General features: G+C 43.8%; 15 protein-coding genes. 11 read left to right on the top strand and 4 right to left on the bottom strand.

Annotated elements, in window-relative coordinates:
* Positions 1-38: 38 nt before the first annotated feature.
* Both WH96_RS08630 and trhO read left to right on the top strand, forming a co-directional pair.
* The gene (locus tag WH96_RS08630) at positions 39-536 is read left to right on the top strand and encodes a GNAT family N-acetyltransferase (RefSeq protein WP_053005790.1); all 498 of its coding nucleotides are present in this window, start codon (positions 39-41) and stop codon (positions 534-536) included.
* Positions 537-682: 146 nt separating this feature from the next.
* A complete protein-coding gene (trhO, locus tag WH96_RS08625; RefSeq protein WP_047763754.1) occupies positions 683-1,675 on the top strand; it encodes an oxygen-dependent tRNA uridine(34) hydroxylase TrhO in 993 nt (330 codons plus the stop codon).
* 82 nt (positions 1,676-1,757) lie between these two features.
* Here trhO and WH96_RS08620 read toward each other — a convergent pair whose 3' ends face one another.
* The 4 genes from WH96_RS08620 to WH96_RS08605 all read right to left on the bottom strand — a co-directional run bounded on the left by WH96_RS08620 (position 1,758) and on the right by WH96_RS08605 (position 5,870).
* A complete protein-coding gene (locus WH96_RS08620; RefSeq protein WP_047763753.1) occupies positions 1,758-2,819 on the bottom strand; it encodes a flavin monoamine oxidase family protein in 1,062 nt (353 codons plus the stop codon).
* A gap of 150 nt (positions 2,820-2,969) precedes the next feature.
* Positions 2,970-3,737: an SDR family NAD(P)-dependent oxidoreductase gene (locus WH96_RS08615; protein ID WP_047763752.1), complete on the bottom strand. Its 768-nt coding sequence runs from the start codon at positions 3,735-3,737 to the stop codon at positions 2,970-2,972.
* Positions 3,738-3,894: 157 nt separating this feature from the next.
* Entirely contained in the window at positions 3,895-4,788 is an 894-nt protein-coding gene (locus WH96_RS08610) for an alpha/beta fold hydrolase (protein ID WP_053005782.1), read from the bottom strand.
* Between the two features lie 77 nt (positions 4,789-4,865).
* Positions 4,866-5,870: an alpha/beta hydrolase family protein gene (locus tag WH96_RS08605; RefSeq protein ID WP_218045026.1), complete on the bottom strand. Its 1,005-nt coding sequence runs from the start codon at positions 5,868-5,870 to the stop codon at positions 4,866-4,868.
* Positions 5,871-6,085: 215 nt separating this feature from the next.
* Here WH96_RS08605 and WH96_RS22525 point away from each other — a divergent pair, with 215 nt between their 5' ends.
* From WH96_RS22525 to WH96_RS08560, 9 genes are all read left to right on the top strand, one after another.
* Positions 6,086-7,120, top strand: coding sequence for a helix-turn-helix domain-containing protein (locus WH96_RS22525; protein ID WP_047763750.1), 1,035 nt, complete (start codon positions 6,086-6,088; stop codon positions 7,118-7,120).
* Positions 7,121-7,723: 603 nt separating this feature from the next.
* Positions 7,724-7,888 carry a hypothetical protein gene (locus WH96_RS21960; RefSeq protein ID WP_156176754.1) on the top strand — a complete coding sequence of 55 codons (165 nt, stop codon included), beginning with the start codon at positions 7,724-7,726 and terminating at the stop codon, positions 7,886-7,888.
* Positions 7,889-8,356: 468 nt separating this feature from the next.
* Positions 8,357-8,767, top strand: a complete 411-nt coding sequence (locus WH96_RS08590; protein WP_047763748.1) for a MerR family transcriptional regulator — start codon at positions 8,357-8,359, stop codon at positions 8,765-8,767.
* A 131-nt stretch (positions 8,768-8,898) separates the two neighbouring features.
* The gene (locus tag WH96_RS08585; protein ID WP_047763829.1) at positions 8,899-9,702 is read left to right on the top strand and encodes an ABC transporter ATP-binding protein; all 804 of its coding nucleotides are present in this window, start codon (positions 8,899-8,901) and stop codon (positions 9,700-9,702) included.
* Complete coding sequence (locus tag WH96_RS08580; protein ID WP_082130396.1) at positions 9,699-11,732, top strand: long-chain fatty acid--CoA ligase; 2,034 nt, start codon at positions 9,699-9,701, stop codon at positions 11,730-11,732. The genes WH96_RS08585 and WH96_RS08580 overlap by 4 nt, the downstream gene beginning before the upstream one ends.
* A 1-nt stretch (position 11,733) precedes the next feature.
* The gene (locus WH96_RS08575; protein ID WP_047763747.1) at positions 11,734-12,627 is read left to right on the top strand and encodes a branched-chain amino acid ABC transporter permease; all 894 of its coding nucleotides are present in this window, start codon (positions 11,734-11,736) and stop codon (positions 12,625-12,627) included.
* Between the two features lie 19 nt (positions 12,628-12,646).
* Positions 12,647-13,711, top strand: coding sequence for a branched-chain amino acid ABC transporter permease (locus tag WH96_RS08570; RefSeq protein ID WP_047763746.1), 1,065 nt, complete (start codon positions 12,647-12,649; stop codon positions 13,709-13,711).
* 70 nt (positions 13,712-13,781) lie between these two features.
* Positions 13,782-15,008 carry an ABC transporter substrate-binding protein gene (locus WH96_RS08565; RefSeq protein WP_047763745.1) on the top strand — a complete coding sequence of 409 codons (1,227 nt, stop codon included), beginning with the start codon at positions 13,782-13,784 and terminating at the stop codon, positions 15,006-15,008.
* Between the two features lie 120 nt (positions 15,009-15,128).
* Entirely contained in the window at positions 15,129-15,956 is an 828-nt protein-coding gene (locus WH96_RS08560; RefSeq protein ID WP_156176753.1) for an ABC transporter ATP-binding protein, read from the top strand.
* The last annotated feature ends 8 nt before the right edge of the window (positions 15,957-15,964 follow it).

The following is a 15,964-nucleotide window of genomic DNA, read 5'->3' as shown; positions in this document are numbered from 1 at the left end:
GAATAAGGGGCCTTATAAATAAAATGGTTCAGGCCATAATGTCCCAAAAACCCAAAGAACAATTTGAAGATCAAATCAGCTTTGTGCAATTACGTGATGTATCGGAAGATGAAATTATGTCTCACATGTCTGATCCTCGTGTTGCAGAGCATATGCCTTTGTTCACATTCAAGTGGGATAAGAATGCTCTTTCTGCATTTATTACAGCCAAGGAAGAATGTTGGCGTCGTGATGGACTTGGTCATTGGGCTATACTGTTCGAAGGAGCCTATGCTGGGTGGGGTGGGTTTCAAAAAGAAGGTAATGAATGGGATTTTGGTCTGGTTTTAAAGCCTGAGTGTTTTGGTCTCGGTCAAAAAATAACCAAAAAAGCGCTTGTGTTTGCAAAGGCTGACAGTCGCATCCCCTTTGTAACGTTCCTACTGCCGCTATCTCGGACAAAAACATTGGGGCTTAAGAGGCTTGGTGCAGAATTTATCAAAGAGGTCGAACTTGAAGGTGCTGTCTTTAAAAAATATAGACTGGATACCGTCTGATCAAAAGATCTCCCAGCTTATTTTATAGAGGGTATTGCAACGCTGCTATGATGTTTCATGTTCTTGATGTTTTTTCTCTGCTTTGATATATAGCCGCCACATATTGTAGCTCTGGTTTTACGTTCCAGCCCGCACAAGGAAAGAGAATGTCAAAGATTGTTGTTTCGGCACTGTATCACTTTGCCGTTTTGGAAGACTTTGAAAGTCTTCGCGAACCACTTCATAATTTCATGGTACAACACGATGTCAAAGGGACATTGTTGTTGGCACGCGAAGGTATTAACGGCACTGTTGCTTCATCCCAGGAAGGAATTGATGCACTGCATGCTTATATTCGCGCAGATGAACGCTTAAAAAATGTGGTGACCAAAGAGTCCTATCACGATGAAATGCCTTTCCATCGCACCAAAGTAAAGCTCAAGAAAGAGATTGTTACCATGGGTGTCGAAGGCATTGATCCTAATCAGATCGTTGGCACCTATGTCAAGCCACAGGATTGGAATGCGTTGATTTCAGATCCTGATGTGGTTTTGGTCGATACTCGTAATGATTACGAGGTTGGTATAGGTACTTTTAAAAACGCCATTGACCCCAATACAGCAACCTTCAGAGAGTTTCCGGCCTACGTTGAAGAAAACCTTGCTGATGCAAAGAATAAAAAAGTTGCGATGTTCTGTACTGGCGGTATTCGTTGTGAAAAATCAACTGCCTACCTGAAAGAACAGGGCTTCAAGGATGTTTATCATCTCGAGGGCGGTATCTTGAAGTATCTGGAAGAAGTACCCGAAGAAGAGTCGCTGTGGGAAGGTGAGTGCTTTGTCTTTGATAGTCGCGTTGCGGTAAAACATAACCTTGAAAAGGGTATCTACGATCAGTGTTTTGCCTGTCGTATGCCAATTACAGAAGATGACAAACAAAGTGAACACTATCGCAAAGGTGTTTCTTGTCACCATTGTTATGAAAGCTTGACGGATGAGCAGTTAAAGCGTTTCGAAGAGCGGGAGAAGCAAATCGAACTTTCAGAACAACGTGGCATTGATCATATCGGCGGTGAGGTCGCTTCCCTTATAGAAAAACGCCGTGAAGAAAAACAGCGGGTCAGAGAACAACAGAAAAAGATTACACTAGCGCAAGAGTGATTTAGTTAGTGGTTCAGAACTATCTGCTTTGATGGTCTAGGCGAGGTGAGTATTCATCTCGCCTAAATTGTTATTGGCTACGTCATTTCCTGTAAATTTTTACCAAAATATCTTCAGTGGCAATCAAGGCACCTTCCAGATATCCGCCTTCTGATGAGGCCACTTCCGTCCCGATGAAGTTCATCCTTCCGTCCCAAATATTCTTTAGACTTTCCGGGAACTGATAATGGTGGTGGGTCTGTAACGGTTCCATATCTTTTGCTGTTGCGGTCAAGGGATCTTGAGACCAATCTTTGATAATGATTTCAAGTGGCTGTGGGGTTTCGTTGCCAAATAGGCGCTGAATTTGTTCTTCTATCAAACCTTTTAGCTGTGTCTCTCCCAGCTCTTTTCTTTGTATTCCTGATCCTCCAAGAAAACCAAAAAGTGCGTAGTTATGATCATAAGAGGAAGCATCGTGGATTTCCATCATGGGGCCAATGCGGCTAAAGGCCTGGCCAGAAAGGTTGTGATCCTTCCAAAATGGGCACTGGTAACGAATGAGGGCTTTGGCATGCCCTGCCATCCATGTTGGGATAGCGCGCATATCATTGCGGATGCCAGCACTCAGATCAGGAACAAATTGTATAGTATTTTCAATCAGTCGGGGCGGGAGTGCGAAAACCACATTTTCACAAGTTAGGTTTCTGATCTCACCGTTTGATTGTGCTGTAATTTCTATCGTGTCAGTTTGATTTTCAACAGAGATTACTTTGTGATTTAAGGCAATATTTGGCGAAGGGGTTAGAGCCTGTAGCCTGTCAATCAAACTGGATATACCGTTCTGAATTCTATAGGAAGTCGTTTGGTATTGATGTCCCGACAAGCGTTCAGAAAACACATTGGGATCTTCATAGAGAATATCACCAGTATTTTGTTGCTCGAATATCTGAAGGTCCAATTCCTGGACGAGTTCCATCATATGTCGTTGTCCCGGCCAGAACCATGTTGGTCCAAGATCGTGTGAGCTGGATGTTTTTATGCGTCCTCCCAAGCGATTGCGTGCTTCAATGAGCAGAAAATCTCTTCCTTGCTGTGCCAATCGGTAGGCAAGATATAATCCGCTTAAGCCTCCGCCAACAATTACGAGTGGGGTCTTACTCATTAGGCAGCTTTCTCTATTGAGTTCTGATAATCATGAATGTATGTCGACTAGAAAATATAGAACATATGTGAGGAACAGACTTTATGTTTCAATCAAGAAACACTGGTAAAAACCTGTTCATGCACATTACTTCTAGATTATTGGCAAAGATTAATTGCGGCCTGCCATGACGCCGCCGTCAGTATCCCAGATGGCACCCGTAACCCATGATGCTGAATCTGATAGTAAAAAGCTGATCACTTCAGCAATATCATTTGGTCTTCCCACACGACCAATAGGATGAAAATCGTTGAAGCCGCCTGTGAGCGTATCTTCAATTTGATCAGGTTCGATAAAAGAGCCAAAGATTGGGGTAACAACAACAGCTGGTGAAACTGCATTAACCCGAATGTTAAACTCGGCGAGCTCCATGGCCAGATGTTGTGTTAACGCGTGTAATCCCGCTTTTGCCATTGAATAAGCGGATGATGGTGTGGCTTTAATAGCCTGTTTTGCCCACATTGATCCTATGTTTACAATCGAACCACCGTTATGCTCTTTCATATTGCTTGCTACGACTTGTGTTATGAAGAACAGGCTTTTGTTTAAATCGTGATAGCTATCGAAATCGCTATGCCCATGATCCAGAAAAGCAACGGGTTTGAAGGTTCCTGCAGCATTGACGAGTTGTGATATATGTCGCTTTTCAGCTTTGATTGTTGAAATAAATTGTTCAACTTGTCCTGGGTTTTGAAGATCAACGGCATGTATGTCGATCTGACCTGATCCATTTTGCTGTAATTCAGATTTGACTGTTTCAAGTTTTGTATGGTCGCGACCAACAAGAACTAGGTTCTGACCTTTGTTTCTCAAAGATTGCGCAGTTGCTTTCCCCATGCCACTTGAGCCGCCAATAATTAGTGCCGCAGTATCAGTCATTTATTTATCCAATCTATCTATAGGTAGGTGTTGTGTTTCTATAAGATGGAATTATTGAATTATTTGTCAATCTATTTATTTACCTATCAATAGATAGATGAATTTTTATTTTTAAAAATTACTATTGGTTATTTGAATTTAAGGGGGCGGGTAATAATTACTCAAAAAAGGGAATAAGGTGTTCTGTGACTGCTTCAGGGTTTTCTTCCTGGGCGAAATGTCCGCAATCTACAGCATGACCTTGGACATTTTCAGCCCAGCTTTGCCACAAACCAAGGGGATTACCTGTTTTGGCAGGAAAACCCTTGTGTGCCCAAAGGAAGAAGAGGGGGGCTTTTATCTTATCGCCCTTTTTCCTGTTTTCTTCGTCGTGTTGTCGATCGAGTGTAGCGCCTGCGCGGTAATCTTCGCAGAGGGCATGTATGTGAGCGGGATCTCTGAATTGCTCCCTATAGCTTTCTAGAGCCTCTGGAGTGAACACATCGAGTGAATTGTCCCGGGTCCAGCTCTTAAGGGTCCACTCGAGGTAGGTGATCGGATTTGCTTTTATCATGTTCTCTGGTAACGGGGCAGGTTGCGCTAGGAAAGTCCAATGATAAGCCTTAATAGCCATCTCAGCACCAAAACGATCCCACATCTCGGCTGTTGGAACGACCTCGATGATCGCAATCCTTTTAATTCGTTCAGGATGATCCAACGCCATGCGATAGGAAACCCTTGCTCCTCTATCGTGGCCGATGACTGAAAAGCGTTTGTGACCAAAATGGCTCATGAGTTCGATCATGTCCCGAGCCATGGTACGTTTGGAGTAGGGGGTGTGCTCGCTATCGGTTACAGGCGTACTACTTTCCCCATACCCCCGCAGATCGGGAATAATACACTGGAATTTTTGTGCAAAGGCCGGTGCGATCTTTCCCCAAGTTGCATGAGTTTGCGGATAGCCGTGGAGTAAGAGCAAAGGTTTACCTGTACCTGCGGTGTGAACGCTTAATTTCACACTATTTACTTGTGCAAAGGATTGGGTGAACCCGGATAAGGTTTTGGACTGCATTTTCTCTCACTCTTTGTTCGCTCTGAACGGAAGGTTGTCTAAATAAAGGGTGTTTATAGTAAAATGCAATGAAGTCTTTATTTAGCTGTTAGGCTTTTGTTGAAGAAATTGATCACTTCTTTATTGAACTCTTTTTGAAATTCTTCTCTGTCAAAAGTGGGGGCATCGACACATACCATATTCCAAACTCTTGGATTTTGCTGTTGAAGAGCAGGATTGCAGGGGGAGAGAAAGGCAAAGTGTCCGGCATCTTTAATAAGGTGATACTCCGCTGGTTTTGGAAGGGATTGGAAGATAACATCGGCATTTGTTTTTGTCGGAACATTCAAATCCTTTGTCCCGGACCAGAGTTGTAAGGGGAGGGTGACCTTTTCCAATGAAGCTTGGTCAAAGGCAAAGCCAAACCCCGGAGCAATGACAACAGTTGCGGATATCCTGAGATCGTGGTTCCAGGCATTTGATGGTTGTTTTGCAAGCTCTGCTATTGCGATCTCGTTATTTGCGCCAAGTTTGCAGGCAATTTCCGATGGATGTTTTTGGCAATGAGTAAGGAGCTTCTGAATGTTTGGCACAGCTCCGCTTGAAACCAATGCCGTGTATCCTCCGGCAGAAAACCCGAACATGCCAATTCTGGTTGGGTCAATATTTTCCATGCCAATCCAGTTGTTGAGTAGGTGATCAATTGTCTGTTTCATGTGGCGCGGACGATCGAGCATCCAGCGTTGTGGCGGATAGCTCTCGTCCTCGTAGTTATTTCCGGTATGGGTTGGTGCTGCAACGATGTAACCTGCTTCAGCAAGGGCGAGTGCTGTGCTTGCATGCCCGCCCATCCAGCCACCATAACCGTGGGAAAACAGGATTAGAGGATAAGAACCAGACTTTACGGGATTATCTAGTGCAAGAGCCTGGCGAAAAGGGGTATTTGCCGCATTGGGGGAGACGCTGTCACTTGGATACCAGACACCAACCTCTATGGTTTTGTCATAAGGATCAGTAACGAATATTCGTTGGAACCCTGTGGCGTTGGCATACTGTGTGATCAACGCCAATAGAATGCTTGTCAGGAACATAAGAGCTTTCAATTTACAATACCTTTTATCAATTTGATGAAGGGAAATGATGAGTTACTCTTTGTCTTTGACTTACTTGGCTTAAAACTTAGACCTAAAACGTGATTTAGGTCGTTCTTAATCGCGATTTAGTCATAATCGGTATGACTTTCCTCACATTCTTGGATATGTTTCTCTTAGATTATGTGTGCAGCTCCTGTCCGATAAATCCTTTTCACTAGGTCTTTATGTTATTTATTCCTCTCTCTTTTGTTGTGGCTTTGTTACTACTGATTTTCCTCGTACAAGGAATTCTGAGTGGCGGGGCTTTGCAAAAAAGTCGCCTCTTTCAAGCTTTGATTGTTCTCTATGCTGTTCTCTCTGTGTTGATTGGGATACGGTGGGGATACGGCGTACTGACATTTCTTCCTTTACAATCAATTTTAGCTGCCAGTTGGGCGTCTTTAGCGTGGTTGAGCTTCAGGAGTTTTGCAGGTCAAGGCAGAGAAATTTCATTCTCAAAAGATTGGTATCATCTTTTACCAACTCTTTTGGTTATTGCACTGATCCAAGTGTGGCCCGACCCGATTGATATCGCTTTAATCGTGATCTACTTATTTTATGGCCTGACCCTTTTAAGGTTGGCGGTATCTGGCCCTGATTGCCTGAATGCGGTTCGGCTGTCCGAAGCGCCGCGGACCCATTTAGCCCTGTGGGTGACCTCTATTATCCTGATTGCTTTTGCGGGCGTCGATATTTTCATTTCTTACGATTTTCGATTTATGGATGGTCAACTCTCGGGGGTAGTTGTTTCGTTTGCAAATGTCCCTGCTTTGTTCCTTTTGGGGGTTGCTGCATCTGTTGTCGGGCAAACGGTGACAGTACAAAGCGGTGACATTGGGGATAAGCAACCCAGTCGTGATATCGAACCGGAAGATCAGGGTATTTTGATAAAAATAGAAGAGTTACTTGAAGAGAAATCAATCTATCAGGACTATGATTTAAGCTTGGATCGTCTCGCCCGAAAAAGCGGCGTTACTTCCCGGCGTATATCAGGTGCGATTAATCGACTGAGGGGGCAAAATGTATCTCAGTTTATTAATGAGTATAGGGTTGCAGAGGCCTGTCGCCGCCTTGCAGAAACAAATGAGTCTATTACGAATATTATGCTGGAATCAGGGTTTCAGACAAAATCGAATTTTAACCGAGAATTCAAGCGAGTAACAGGGCAAAGTCCGAAAGAGTGGCGACTAAATTATCCAAATGTAAGGTATCAACCTTAAGGTTTGTGCTTAATCAGCTGTATAGAATGAAACCCTTTGTGTGTAGTAACAGTAACTGTTGCTTTTTTGTCACGCGCGTCAGAGAATTGTTTTTGAAGGCTATTTTGGTACTTGGCAAATAAAGTCAGGGTGGGTATTTGTTTTTTGTGAACTACTTTAAGCTTTAACAAGGAACGTTTTATGACCCGTAATTTCGCCTCTGCATACGTCCGCACGAGCGCATTCGGGAATCGTTCTCGCCGAGCTTATGTTACTCGTGTTTTCGGATCAGCATTTCGTGGATGTAACTAAATAGAACTCCACCAAGTGCCTCACCTTTTCGGCACTGACTGTCTGAAATAGTATTTCACTTATTCACTCATAATTCGACTTTTTGACTGACTTTTTGGCTTCTGGTCATAAGATCTTTGTTCTCATAACGATGATCTATGTGCTGGTACTTGCCTGTTCGGAAATAGCTTTCCCTCCTTTGGGGAGAGATATCTTGGGATAATGGTTTTACGACGCCTATTTGTCAGGGAGATTGCGGTCAAATACTGGGTGCTATACGAGTAACTATTTAGAAATTCCAGACAGTCGTGCTTACATTTTATGGAGTAAGTCATGGCTAGAGTTATCAAGCTATTCAACCGTATTTTTTCAAACTTGCACGAGAAAGCTACAGCTATAGATGTTCAGGATCTGCCTGCATCAATTCGTAAAGACATCGGATTACCAGCTGATCCCGATCCACCTAAATGGCCATTTAGGCAAGAACATTTTTGGTAGAGGTTAAGATAGGCTGCTTGGAATTATATTCGAGCTTAAATTGAGCAGAAGCCAGGTTGTATTTGTAATCTGGCTTCCGTCCGTTTTGCCTAAAAGTGAATTATGATGCATTCAAAGTTAAGTAATAATATTACAAATACGATTAAATTTACGAAGGCATTAGGGGTGAATTCTTGTTGGGTTTAATAGGTTTATACTTGTTCTAGGCGTAGCTATTCTTTTTTGGTGTGTTATTTTGCAGATCTTAGATGCGAAATTATGTGTTTATCTGCAAATAAGCAGATGCCATTATTCTGTTAAAGTAGCGCAAAATCGTAAGTAGGTAATAAAAAAACTATTTATTATCAATTTATTATGTTGATTTTATCAGAAAGAAGAAAATGGGCATTTAAGTTTTTATCGACCAGGTATTGTCTAAGGGGTAAATAATTTAATTGACCTTTACGTAAGATGCTACAAAGATGAAGTATGAATGGACAGGGCTTGCATAGCATTACAGAACTTACACATGAGTTTGGGATTACAACCCGGACCTTGAGGTTTTATGAGGGCGAAAAGCTACTCAACCCGCATCGGGAAGGCCGTAAGAGATTGTATTCATCGCGTGACCGGGCGAGATTAATTTTAATCTTGCGTGGAAAGCGCCTTGGTTTTTCTTTGGCAGAGATCCGAGAAATCATCGAAATGTATGATTTGGAGCCGGGAGAGAGTGGTCAAATTCAACGTTTACTTGAATGTATTGCTAAGCATCGTTCTAAACTTGTTGAGAAAAGAGAGGATATTGATGAAATCCTTTCTGAAATGGCGCGGGTGACATCTGTAGCATCACAACGTTTGGACGAACTAAAAGATAAAACTGTTCAACAAGAAAAGACATGATCTTTGAGATCAATTAGCGGTGTAGATAAATAAATATTCGATAAATCGGATAGAAAAATTGCTCAACACCAACAGGATAGTGGCAAAATTTGTCACGGACAGGGAGAAGTGGTTTGGTTCAATTGGGCGACATGTTGCTCGAAGCGAAAGGTATTAACCTTCGCTTTGGCGGAATTAGAGCCTTAACGGATGTGAGTTTTTCTGTCCGAAAGGGAGAGGTTTTCTCTATTATTGGGCCCAACGGGGCTGGTAAAACCTCTATGCTTAATTGCATTTCTGGTAGGTACAAGCCTCAGGAAGGTGAGATTGTCTATAATGGCAAAAGTCTGATCGGGCGATCAATCAATGATCGTGCTGCATTGGGGATTGGAAGAACCTTTCAGAACCTGGCTCTTTTTAGCCATATGTCCGTTCTGGATAATATTATGGTGGGGCGTCATCATCTGCTCAAAAATAACTTCTTTACCGGAATGCTTTACTGGATTGGTGGGGCACGGAAAGAAGAGCTTAAGCATCGGCGTGATGTCGAAGATATTATCGATTTCCTTGAAATTCAACATGTTCGGAATGAGCCTGCTGGGACATTATCATATGGCCTGCGTAAACGTGTCGAACTTGCACGGGCCATTGCCATCAATCCAGATCTTATTTTACTCGATGAACCGATGGCGGGTATGAACCTCGAAGAGAAAGAGGACATGGCGCGCTATATTCTTGATCTCAACGAAGAGTTAGGTGTCACCGTTGTTATGATTGAACATGACATGGGGGTTGTTATGGACATTTCTAACCGGGTCATGGTTTTGGATTTTGGCAAAAAAATTGCCGAGGGTTTACCCGACGAGGTCATGGAGAACGAACACGTTAAGCATGCTTATCTTGGGGAAGAGGATGAATTGCTTCACGACGAAGAAGCCGAGGCGATTGCGTTATGAATGATATAGATAACAAACCAAATCTAAGCGTTGTCGAAAATGCACACGTCATTGCCGGGAATAATATTGCCTGGGATGCGAAAGCAACTGATCAGGTTGATGTTGAGCTATATGACACGCTCCCAAAAATCCTTGCCTATAATGCAGCGCATTTTCCGGATGCTGTGGCGCAACGCGAAAAAGAGTTCGGAATCTGGAATCGTTTTACCTGGAAAGATTTTAACGATCATGTTGGTCGTATGGCGCTTGGCATGGCCGAGTTGGGAATTGGTCAGGATGACACAGTTATCCTGATTGGTGATAACAGGGTAGAATGGGTCTGGGGAGAAGTGGCGGCTCATGCCTGTCGTGCAATGAGTATGGGTATTTATCGGGATGCTCTGGAAGATGAAATCGCTTACTTGACTGATTATACTGAACCGAAGATTGTCATTGCTGAAGATGAAGAACAGGTTGATAAGTTTCTTAATCTGGAAGATCGCATCCCCTCTATCAAATACATCATTTATACTGATCCACGAGGGATGCGTAAGTATGATGATCCTCGATTGATGTCTTTGGAGGACCTGGAAAAGATTGGCCAAGCTTCTCTGGATAAAGATAGTAATGCTTATGATCTTTTAATCAGCGCAACAGACACTGATGATGTTGCTGTTCTTTGTACAACATCGGGCACCACTTCAAATCCAAAGTTGTCAATGTGGCCGCACAGGGCATTTCTTGGTCATGCCGCATCCTATCTGCGGGCAGACCCGAAGACACCTGATGATGAGTATCTTGCTGTTCTTCCGCTGAGTTGGGTGATGGAACAGATGTATTCAGTGGCTTGGAATTTGATATCTCGTATGAAGGTCAATTTCCCGGAAGAACAATCAACTGTTATGGCTGATTTGCGAGAAATCGGCCCAAGCTTTGTGCTGTTAGCCCCTAGAGTATGGGAGACAATTGCCGCGGATGTTAGAGCCCGAATGATGGACTCAAGTCCGTGGAAGCAAAAGATGTACGATTGGGGTGCGAAAAAAGCTCTTCAAGCGTTAGATGACGGAAAAGAGTCCGCTAGCGCCGAGTGGTTGTTGATGCGCGCCCTGCGTGATCGCTTGGGCTTTAAAAATCTGAAATCTGCGGCCACTGGTGGGGCGGCTATGGGGCCGGATACTTTCAAATTTTTCCTCTCCATGGGTATTCCGTTGCGCCAACTTTATGGCCAAACCGAAGCGCTCGGGGCGCATACAATTCACAAAGCCGATGACGTTAATCATGAAACGGTCGGTTCTCCGATGCCGGGTGTTGAATTGCGAATTGATAACCCGGATAAAGAAGGGCTGGGAGAAATTTGCGTCAATCACGGCAACATGATGCGCGGCTATTATAAAAATGAAGAAGCCAGCAAAGAAACTTTTGGAAGTGACGGTTGGTTCCTGACAGGGGATGCTGGTTATTTTAATGATGATGGACATTTAGTTGTTATTGACCGCATCAATGATTTGGCGAGCACGACTTCCGGTGTGAAGTTTTCTCCGCAATATATTGAAAATAAATTGAAATTTTCGACTTATGTTGCAGAAGCCGTCATTTTAGGGGCAGATAAACCTTATCTGACCGCAATGATTTGCATCCGTTATCCTATCGTGTCCAAGTGGGCGGAAAAGCGTCGCCTTCGTTTTACGACTTACACTGATTTATCAGCGCAATCCGTTGTTTATGAGCAGATTCGTAAAGAAGTTGAAACCGTAAATACGACCTTGCCACCCGCACAACAGATCAAAAAGTTTTTGTTGTTGTACAAAGAGCTGGATGCTGATGATGGTGAGTTAACGCGGACAAGAAAAGTACGTCGTGGCGTGATTGCTGATAAGTACGGGGATATTATCGATCGACTTTATTCCGATGATGACCATGTTGATATTGATACTGTTATTCATTTTCAAGATGGCTCAAAACAACGAATTGTTACCACACTTAACATCGAAAATTTAGGGTCTGATGGTGCAAGCCCACGCCCGGAAAAACAGCTGGCTGGGGGGCGTTAAGATGAACTGGGATCTATTATTCCAACTCATGATTAATGGCATCATTGTGGGATTGCTTTATGGTGTTGTCGCCATGTGTTTTGTATTGATTTATAAATCAACACAAGTGGTTAACTTTGCTCAGGGTGAGTTCCTCGTCCTTGGCGCTTGGGTGTGTTGGTTTTTTGTCATGAAGTGGCAATTACCTTTTGTCCTCGCCTTTATATTTGCCATGGGCTTCATGACGATTTTTGGCATTCTAGTGCAGATGGTTATTCTAAGGCCGTTGATCGGCGAGCCCATTATTTCTGTCATTATGGTGACCATCGGACTTTCAATATTTATGCAAGCACTGATGAACTGGGTTTTTGGAAACTCAGCCGAGAGATTTCCGTCTGTTTTCGGCGATGAGACAGTATCTATCGGGGGACTGCAGGTCGAAACTGCTTACTTAATGTCGCTGGTGCTTTCTTTGTTTGTCATGGGGCTTTTCTATTACTTCTTCAAATTCTCGCGCTATGGGCTTGCGATGCGGGCGACAGCCTTTAACCAGCAAGTTGCGCAGTCTCTTGGTATTTCAGTTAAGCAGGTTTTTGCGATGGCTTGGGCTATTTCAGCCTTGGTGTCCTGTATCGCAGGCGTTGTTCTGGGTCTTGTAAATGCTGTTTCCAACTCATTGGCGATTATCGGAATTAAGGTTTTCCCCGCTGTGATTGTTGGTGGGCTTGATTCAATTGTTGGCGCTGTTATCGGTGGTGTCATCATTGGTCTTCTGGAAAATTTGGCAGAATTTTTCGATGGTCAATTCTTCCACATTGGCAACATGTATACTGTTGCACCGTTTTATGTATTGATCATTATTCTGATGATAAGACCCTATGGTCTTTTCGGCACCAAAGATATTGAACGCATCTAAGAAAGGGAGCGGTTAAGTTATGTCACATGTTCCTCATCCGCGCCCTTGTGGCGATTTCAGAACCAGTTATAGCGCAGATACGTCGCTATTTCGTACAAAAGTTGAAGGCTGGACTGTATATCTAGGTATTTTTGCACTGTTATTTACGCCTTTGTTCTTTAATGATTTTTATATCAGCCAGATGATCTTGATCGGGATTTATGCAATTGCTGCCCTTGGCTTGAATGTTCTTGTCGGTTTTACCGGGCAAATTTCACTGGGGCATTCAGCCTTTTTTGGTTTTGGTGCTTTTGCATCCGCCTGGTTAAATAACACGACTGGTATTCCTGTCTTTATCTGCATCCCACTTGCTGGCTTGATGACTACAGCGATTGGGATGATCTTTGGTATTCCGGCTGCACGTCTCAAGGGGCTTTATCTTGCAATCGCTACGTTGGCATCGCAGTTCATTCTACAGGACTTTTTTTCTCGCGCTGACTGGTTCTCTGGCGGGGCCTATGGTTCTGCTGCTGAGGTCGTAAACTTTTTGGGAATAGACCTCGATACCGATACAAAATATTTCTATTTGGTTCTATTTTGGGTAGTGGTTTCTTTTCTAGCGGTAAGTAACCTGCGCCGTTCCAGAGATGGACGTGCATTGGTTGCTGTTCGTGACCATTATCTTTCGGCTGAAATTATGGGTATCAACCTAACTCGTTACCGGATTATGTCTTTTGGCGTGTCCAGTTTCTTTGCTGGTCTCGGTGGTGCTCTCTACGCACACTATCTGCAATATGTATCTGTCGAAGGCTTTACAATTTTGCTTTCCATCCAATTCCTGGCAATGATCATCATTGGTGGCTTGGGATCCGTTTCCGGTTCCCTGCTAGGGGCGATTTTCATCCTGCTGTTGCCTCAGTTTATGGAAGAAGTTGCGAGTAGTGCCGCGATGGTTTTTGAGGGCATTGAGCAGAGCAAAGCCTATATTAAAGAAATGTCTGTTGGCGCCGTGATTATTCTATTTCTTATTTTTGAACCAGAAGGACTTATTCATCGTTGGCGCCTTATCCGGGCGAGTTGGAAGCTTTATCCATTCTCTCATTAAGAGAGTGTAGTCCATCCCGTGGCGGCCGGGATGGAGGTATAATAATGATGCCGCCAAAAGGGAGGAAGATATGAAGCAGCGTATTCTCGCCGCAACACTTGCCCTGGCGGCAGCTAGTAGCCCAGCCTTGGCAGAAGATTCTGTATTTGTCGGTCATCTTGTTGATTACACAGGCCCGACATCGTTTGTTAGTAAATTCTATGGTCCTGGCGTTCGCGATGCCGTTGATTACATCAATTCGACTGGGGGAATTGATGGCACTAAAATTGAAATGGAAACGATTGATTACGCTTACAAAGTACCGCAAGCGATTGCGAACTATAAAAAGTGGAAATCAAAAGGCATGATTGCGCTACAAGGCTGGGGAACGGGTGATACCGAGGCCCTGATTTCATTCGTAGCAAAAGATCAGGTTCCGGTCTGGTCTGCATCTTATTCAGGGCATTTGACTGATCCAACAGGTAAAAACCCAAAAACCAAAAAGCCTGCGCCATACAATTTCTTTTATGGCCCATCCTATACCGATGCTTGCCGTGCGCTTGTGCAGTGGGCTGCGGGTGATGCCAAAGAAAAAGGGCTTTCTAATCCTAAATTCGTGCATACGGGAGATAACCATCCCTATCCAAACGCGCCAAAAGAAGGTTGTGCAGAGTATGCGACAGAGCTCGGGCTAGAGGTTTTGCCGCCGGTTGTTGTGCCGCTTGGCCCTGGTGATTTTAAAGCTCAGTGCCTAACCATTAAAGAGTCAGGTGCGAACTATGCATATGTTGGAAATCTGGGTGGTTCTGTAATCTCACTGCTTAAATCATGTAACACTGTTGGTGCTGATGTTACCTACATGGGCAATGTCTGGGCTGGTGATTACCTGACAATTCAGGCTGCAGAAGCAAAAGATTATGTCTTCCCGACAGCAACACCTTTCTGGGATGCGGCTGCGGATGGTATGGCGCTTGTTTATAAAATCGCGGATGACAGCGGTTTTTCAAAAGATGCAAAGCCAACACATCATTACATTCGTGGTGTCTGTTCAGCCTATTACATGAAAGAGGCTATGGAGTGGGCAAAAGCCAATGGTGGACTGACTGGGGAAAATATCAAAAAAGGGATGTATGTGAATCAGAACTGGACACCTAAAGGTCTCGAGGGTGTATGTCTGCCGTCGAGCTGGTCACCAGAAGATCACCGCGGAAGCACGGTTGTTTCTATTAACAAAGGTTCTTTCGAAGATGGCGCAGTGAATATTGAGCGTATCGCTGAAATGACACTTCCACGCCGTGACGATTGGGTCGGTTACTAATCGTGCAATGTGTCAGGCCTGCCTATTGGCAGGCCTGACCTTTTCAATACACATACTATTAAAAATCTGGCTATTAAAAATCTGGATTTTAGATCTAGCCTTAATTTAAGGATCTCCAATATGAGTTCTGTATCTCAACTTCAAAACCCCAATCAGGATGAAACAATTCTGGCCGTCAATAATATTGAAGTGGTCTTTAATGACGTTATTCTTGTCCTCAGAGGTTTGAATCTGACGGCAGAACGCGGGAAGATTACCGCGCTCTTGGGGGCAAATGGTGCAGGTAAATCAACAACGCTTAAGGCCATCGCAGGTTTGTTGGGATCAGAAGATGGTGAGGTCAGTCGTGGTGATATTGTCTATAATGGGATGAATATTACGCAGATGCCGCCAGAACAACGTGTTCGTAATGGCACTTTTCTGGTCATGGAAGGTCGTGGCATTGTTCAGGATATGACAGTAATTGAAAATCTTCGTCTTGGCGCCTTTACCCAGCCGCAGAAAAATGTCGCTGAAGATATGGATAAGGTCTTCAATTATTTCCCCCGGTTGAGAGAAAGAACTGGGCTTGCTGGGTATCTTTCGGGCGGGGAACAACAAATGCTGGCGATCGGGCGTGCCCTTATGGCTCGACCTGATCTTATTATGATGGACGAGCCTTCAATGGGGCTTTCACCACTTCTCGTCAAAGAAGTTTTTGGCATTATCAAGCGTATGAACCAAGAGCTTGGCATTAGTGTTCTGCTTGTTGAACAGAACGCCAATATGGCTCTTCGCGCTGCTGATTACGGTTATATTATGGAGAATGGTAAAATTGTTCTTGATGGAACAGCAGAAGAGTTAATGAATAACGAAGACGTCAAAGAATTTTATCTCGGTGGCGGTGGCAATGAGCGGAAGTCGTTTAAGAACATCAAGTCATTTAAGAGACGTAAGCGTTGGCTTTAGAGTTTTCA

This window comes from Kiloniella spongiae, from assembly GCF_001026905.1.
In the GTDB taxonomy this organism is placed as follows: domain Bacteria; phylum Pseudomonadota; class Alphaproteobacteria; order Kiloniellales; family Kiloniellaceae; genus Kiloniella; species Kiloniella spongiae.
This window is presented reverse-complemented; position numbering and strand designations above follow the sequence as displayed.

Excerpts from the sequence above, each read along its gene's own strand:
- WH96_RS08630 (WP_053005790.1), top strand. The coding sequence starts at position 39 with ATGTCCCAAAAACCCAAAGAACAATTTGAAGATCAAATCAGCTTTGTG.
- trhO (WP_047763754.1), top strand. The coding sequence starts at position 683 with ATGTCAAAGATTGTTGTTTCGGCACTGTATCACTTTGCCGTTTTGGAA.
- WH96_RS08620 (WP_047763753.1), bottom strand. The coding sequence starts at position 2,819 with ATGAGTAAGACCCCACTCGTAATTGTTGGCGGAGGCTTAAGCGGATTA.
- WH96_RS08615 (WP_047763752.1), bottom strand. The coding sequence starts at position 3,737 with ATGACTGATACTGCGGCACTAATTATTGGCGGCTCAAGTGGCATGGGG.
- WH96_RS08610 (WP_053005782.1), bottom strand. The coding sequence starts at position 4,788 with ATGCAGTCCAAAACCTTATCCGGGTTCACCCAATCCTTTGCACAAGTA.
- WH96_RS22525 (WP_047763750.1), top strand. The coding sequence starts at position 6,086 with ATGTTATTTATTCCTCTCTCTTTTGTTGTGGCTTTGTTACTACTGATT.
- WH96_RS21960 (WP_156176754.1), top strand. The coding sequence starts at position 7,724 with ATGGCTAGAGTTATCAAGCTATTCAACCGTATTTTTTCAAACTTGCAC.
- WH96_RS08590 (WP_047763748.1), top strand. The coding sequence starts at position 8,357 with ATGAATGGACAGGGCTTGCATAGCATTACAGAACTTACACATGAGTTT.
- WH96_RS08585 (WP_047763829.1), top strand. The coding sequence starts at position 8,899 with ATGTTGCTCGAAGCGAAAGGTATTAACCTTCGCTTTGGCGGAATTAGA.
- WH96_RS08580 (WP_082130396.1), top strand. The coding sequence starts at position 9,699 with ATGAATGATATAGATAACAAACCAAATCTAAGCGTTGTCGAAAATGCA.
- WH96_RS08575 (WP_047763747.1), top strand. The coding sequence starts at position 11,734 with ATGAACTGGGATCTATTATTCCAACTCATGATTAATGGCATCATTGTG.
- WH96_RS08570 (WP_047763746.1), top strand. The coding sequence starts at position 12,647 with ATGTCACATGTTCCTCATCCGCGCCCTTGTGGCGATTTCAGAACCAGT.
- WH96_RS08565 (WP_047763745.1), top strand. The coding sequence starts at position 13,782 with ATGAAGCAGCGTATTCTCGCCGCAACACTTGCCCTGGCGGCAGCTAGT.
- WH96_RS08560 (WP_156176753.1), top strand. The coding sequence starts at position 15,129 with ATGAGTTCTGTATCTCAACTTCAAAACCCCAATCAGGATGAAACAATT.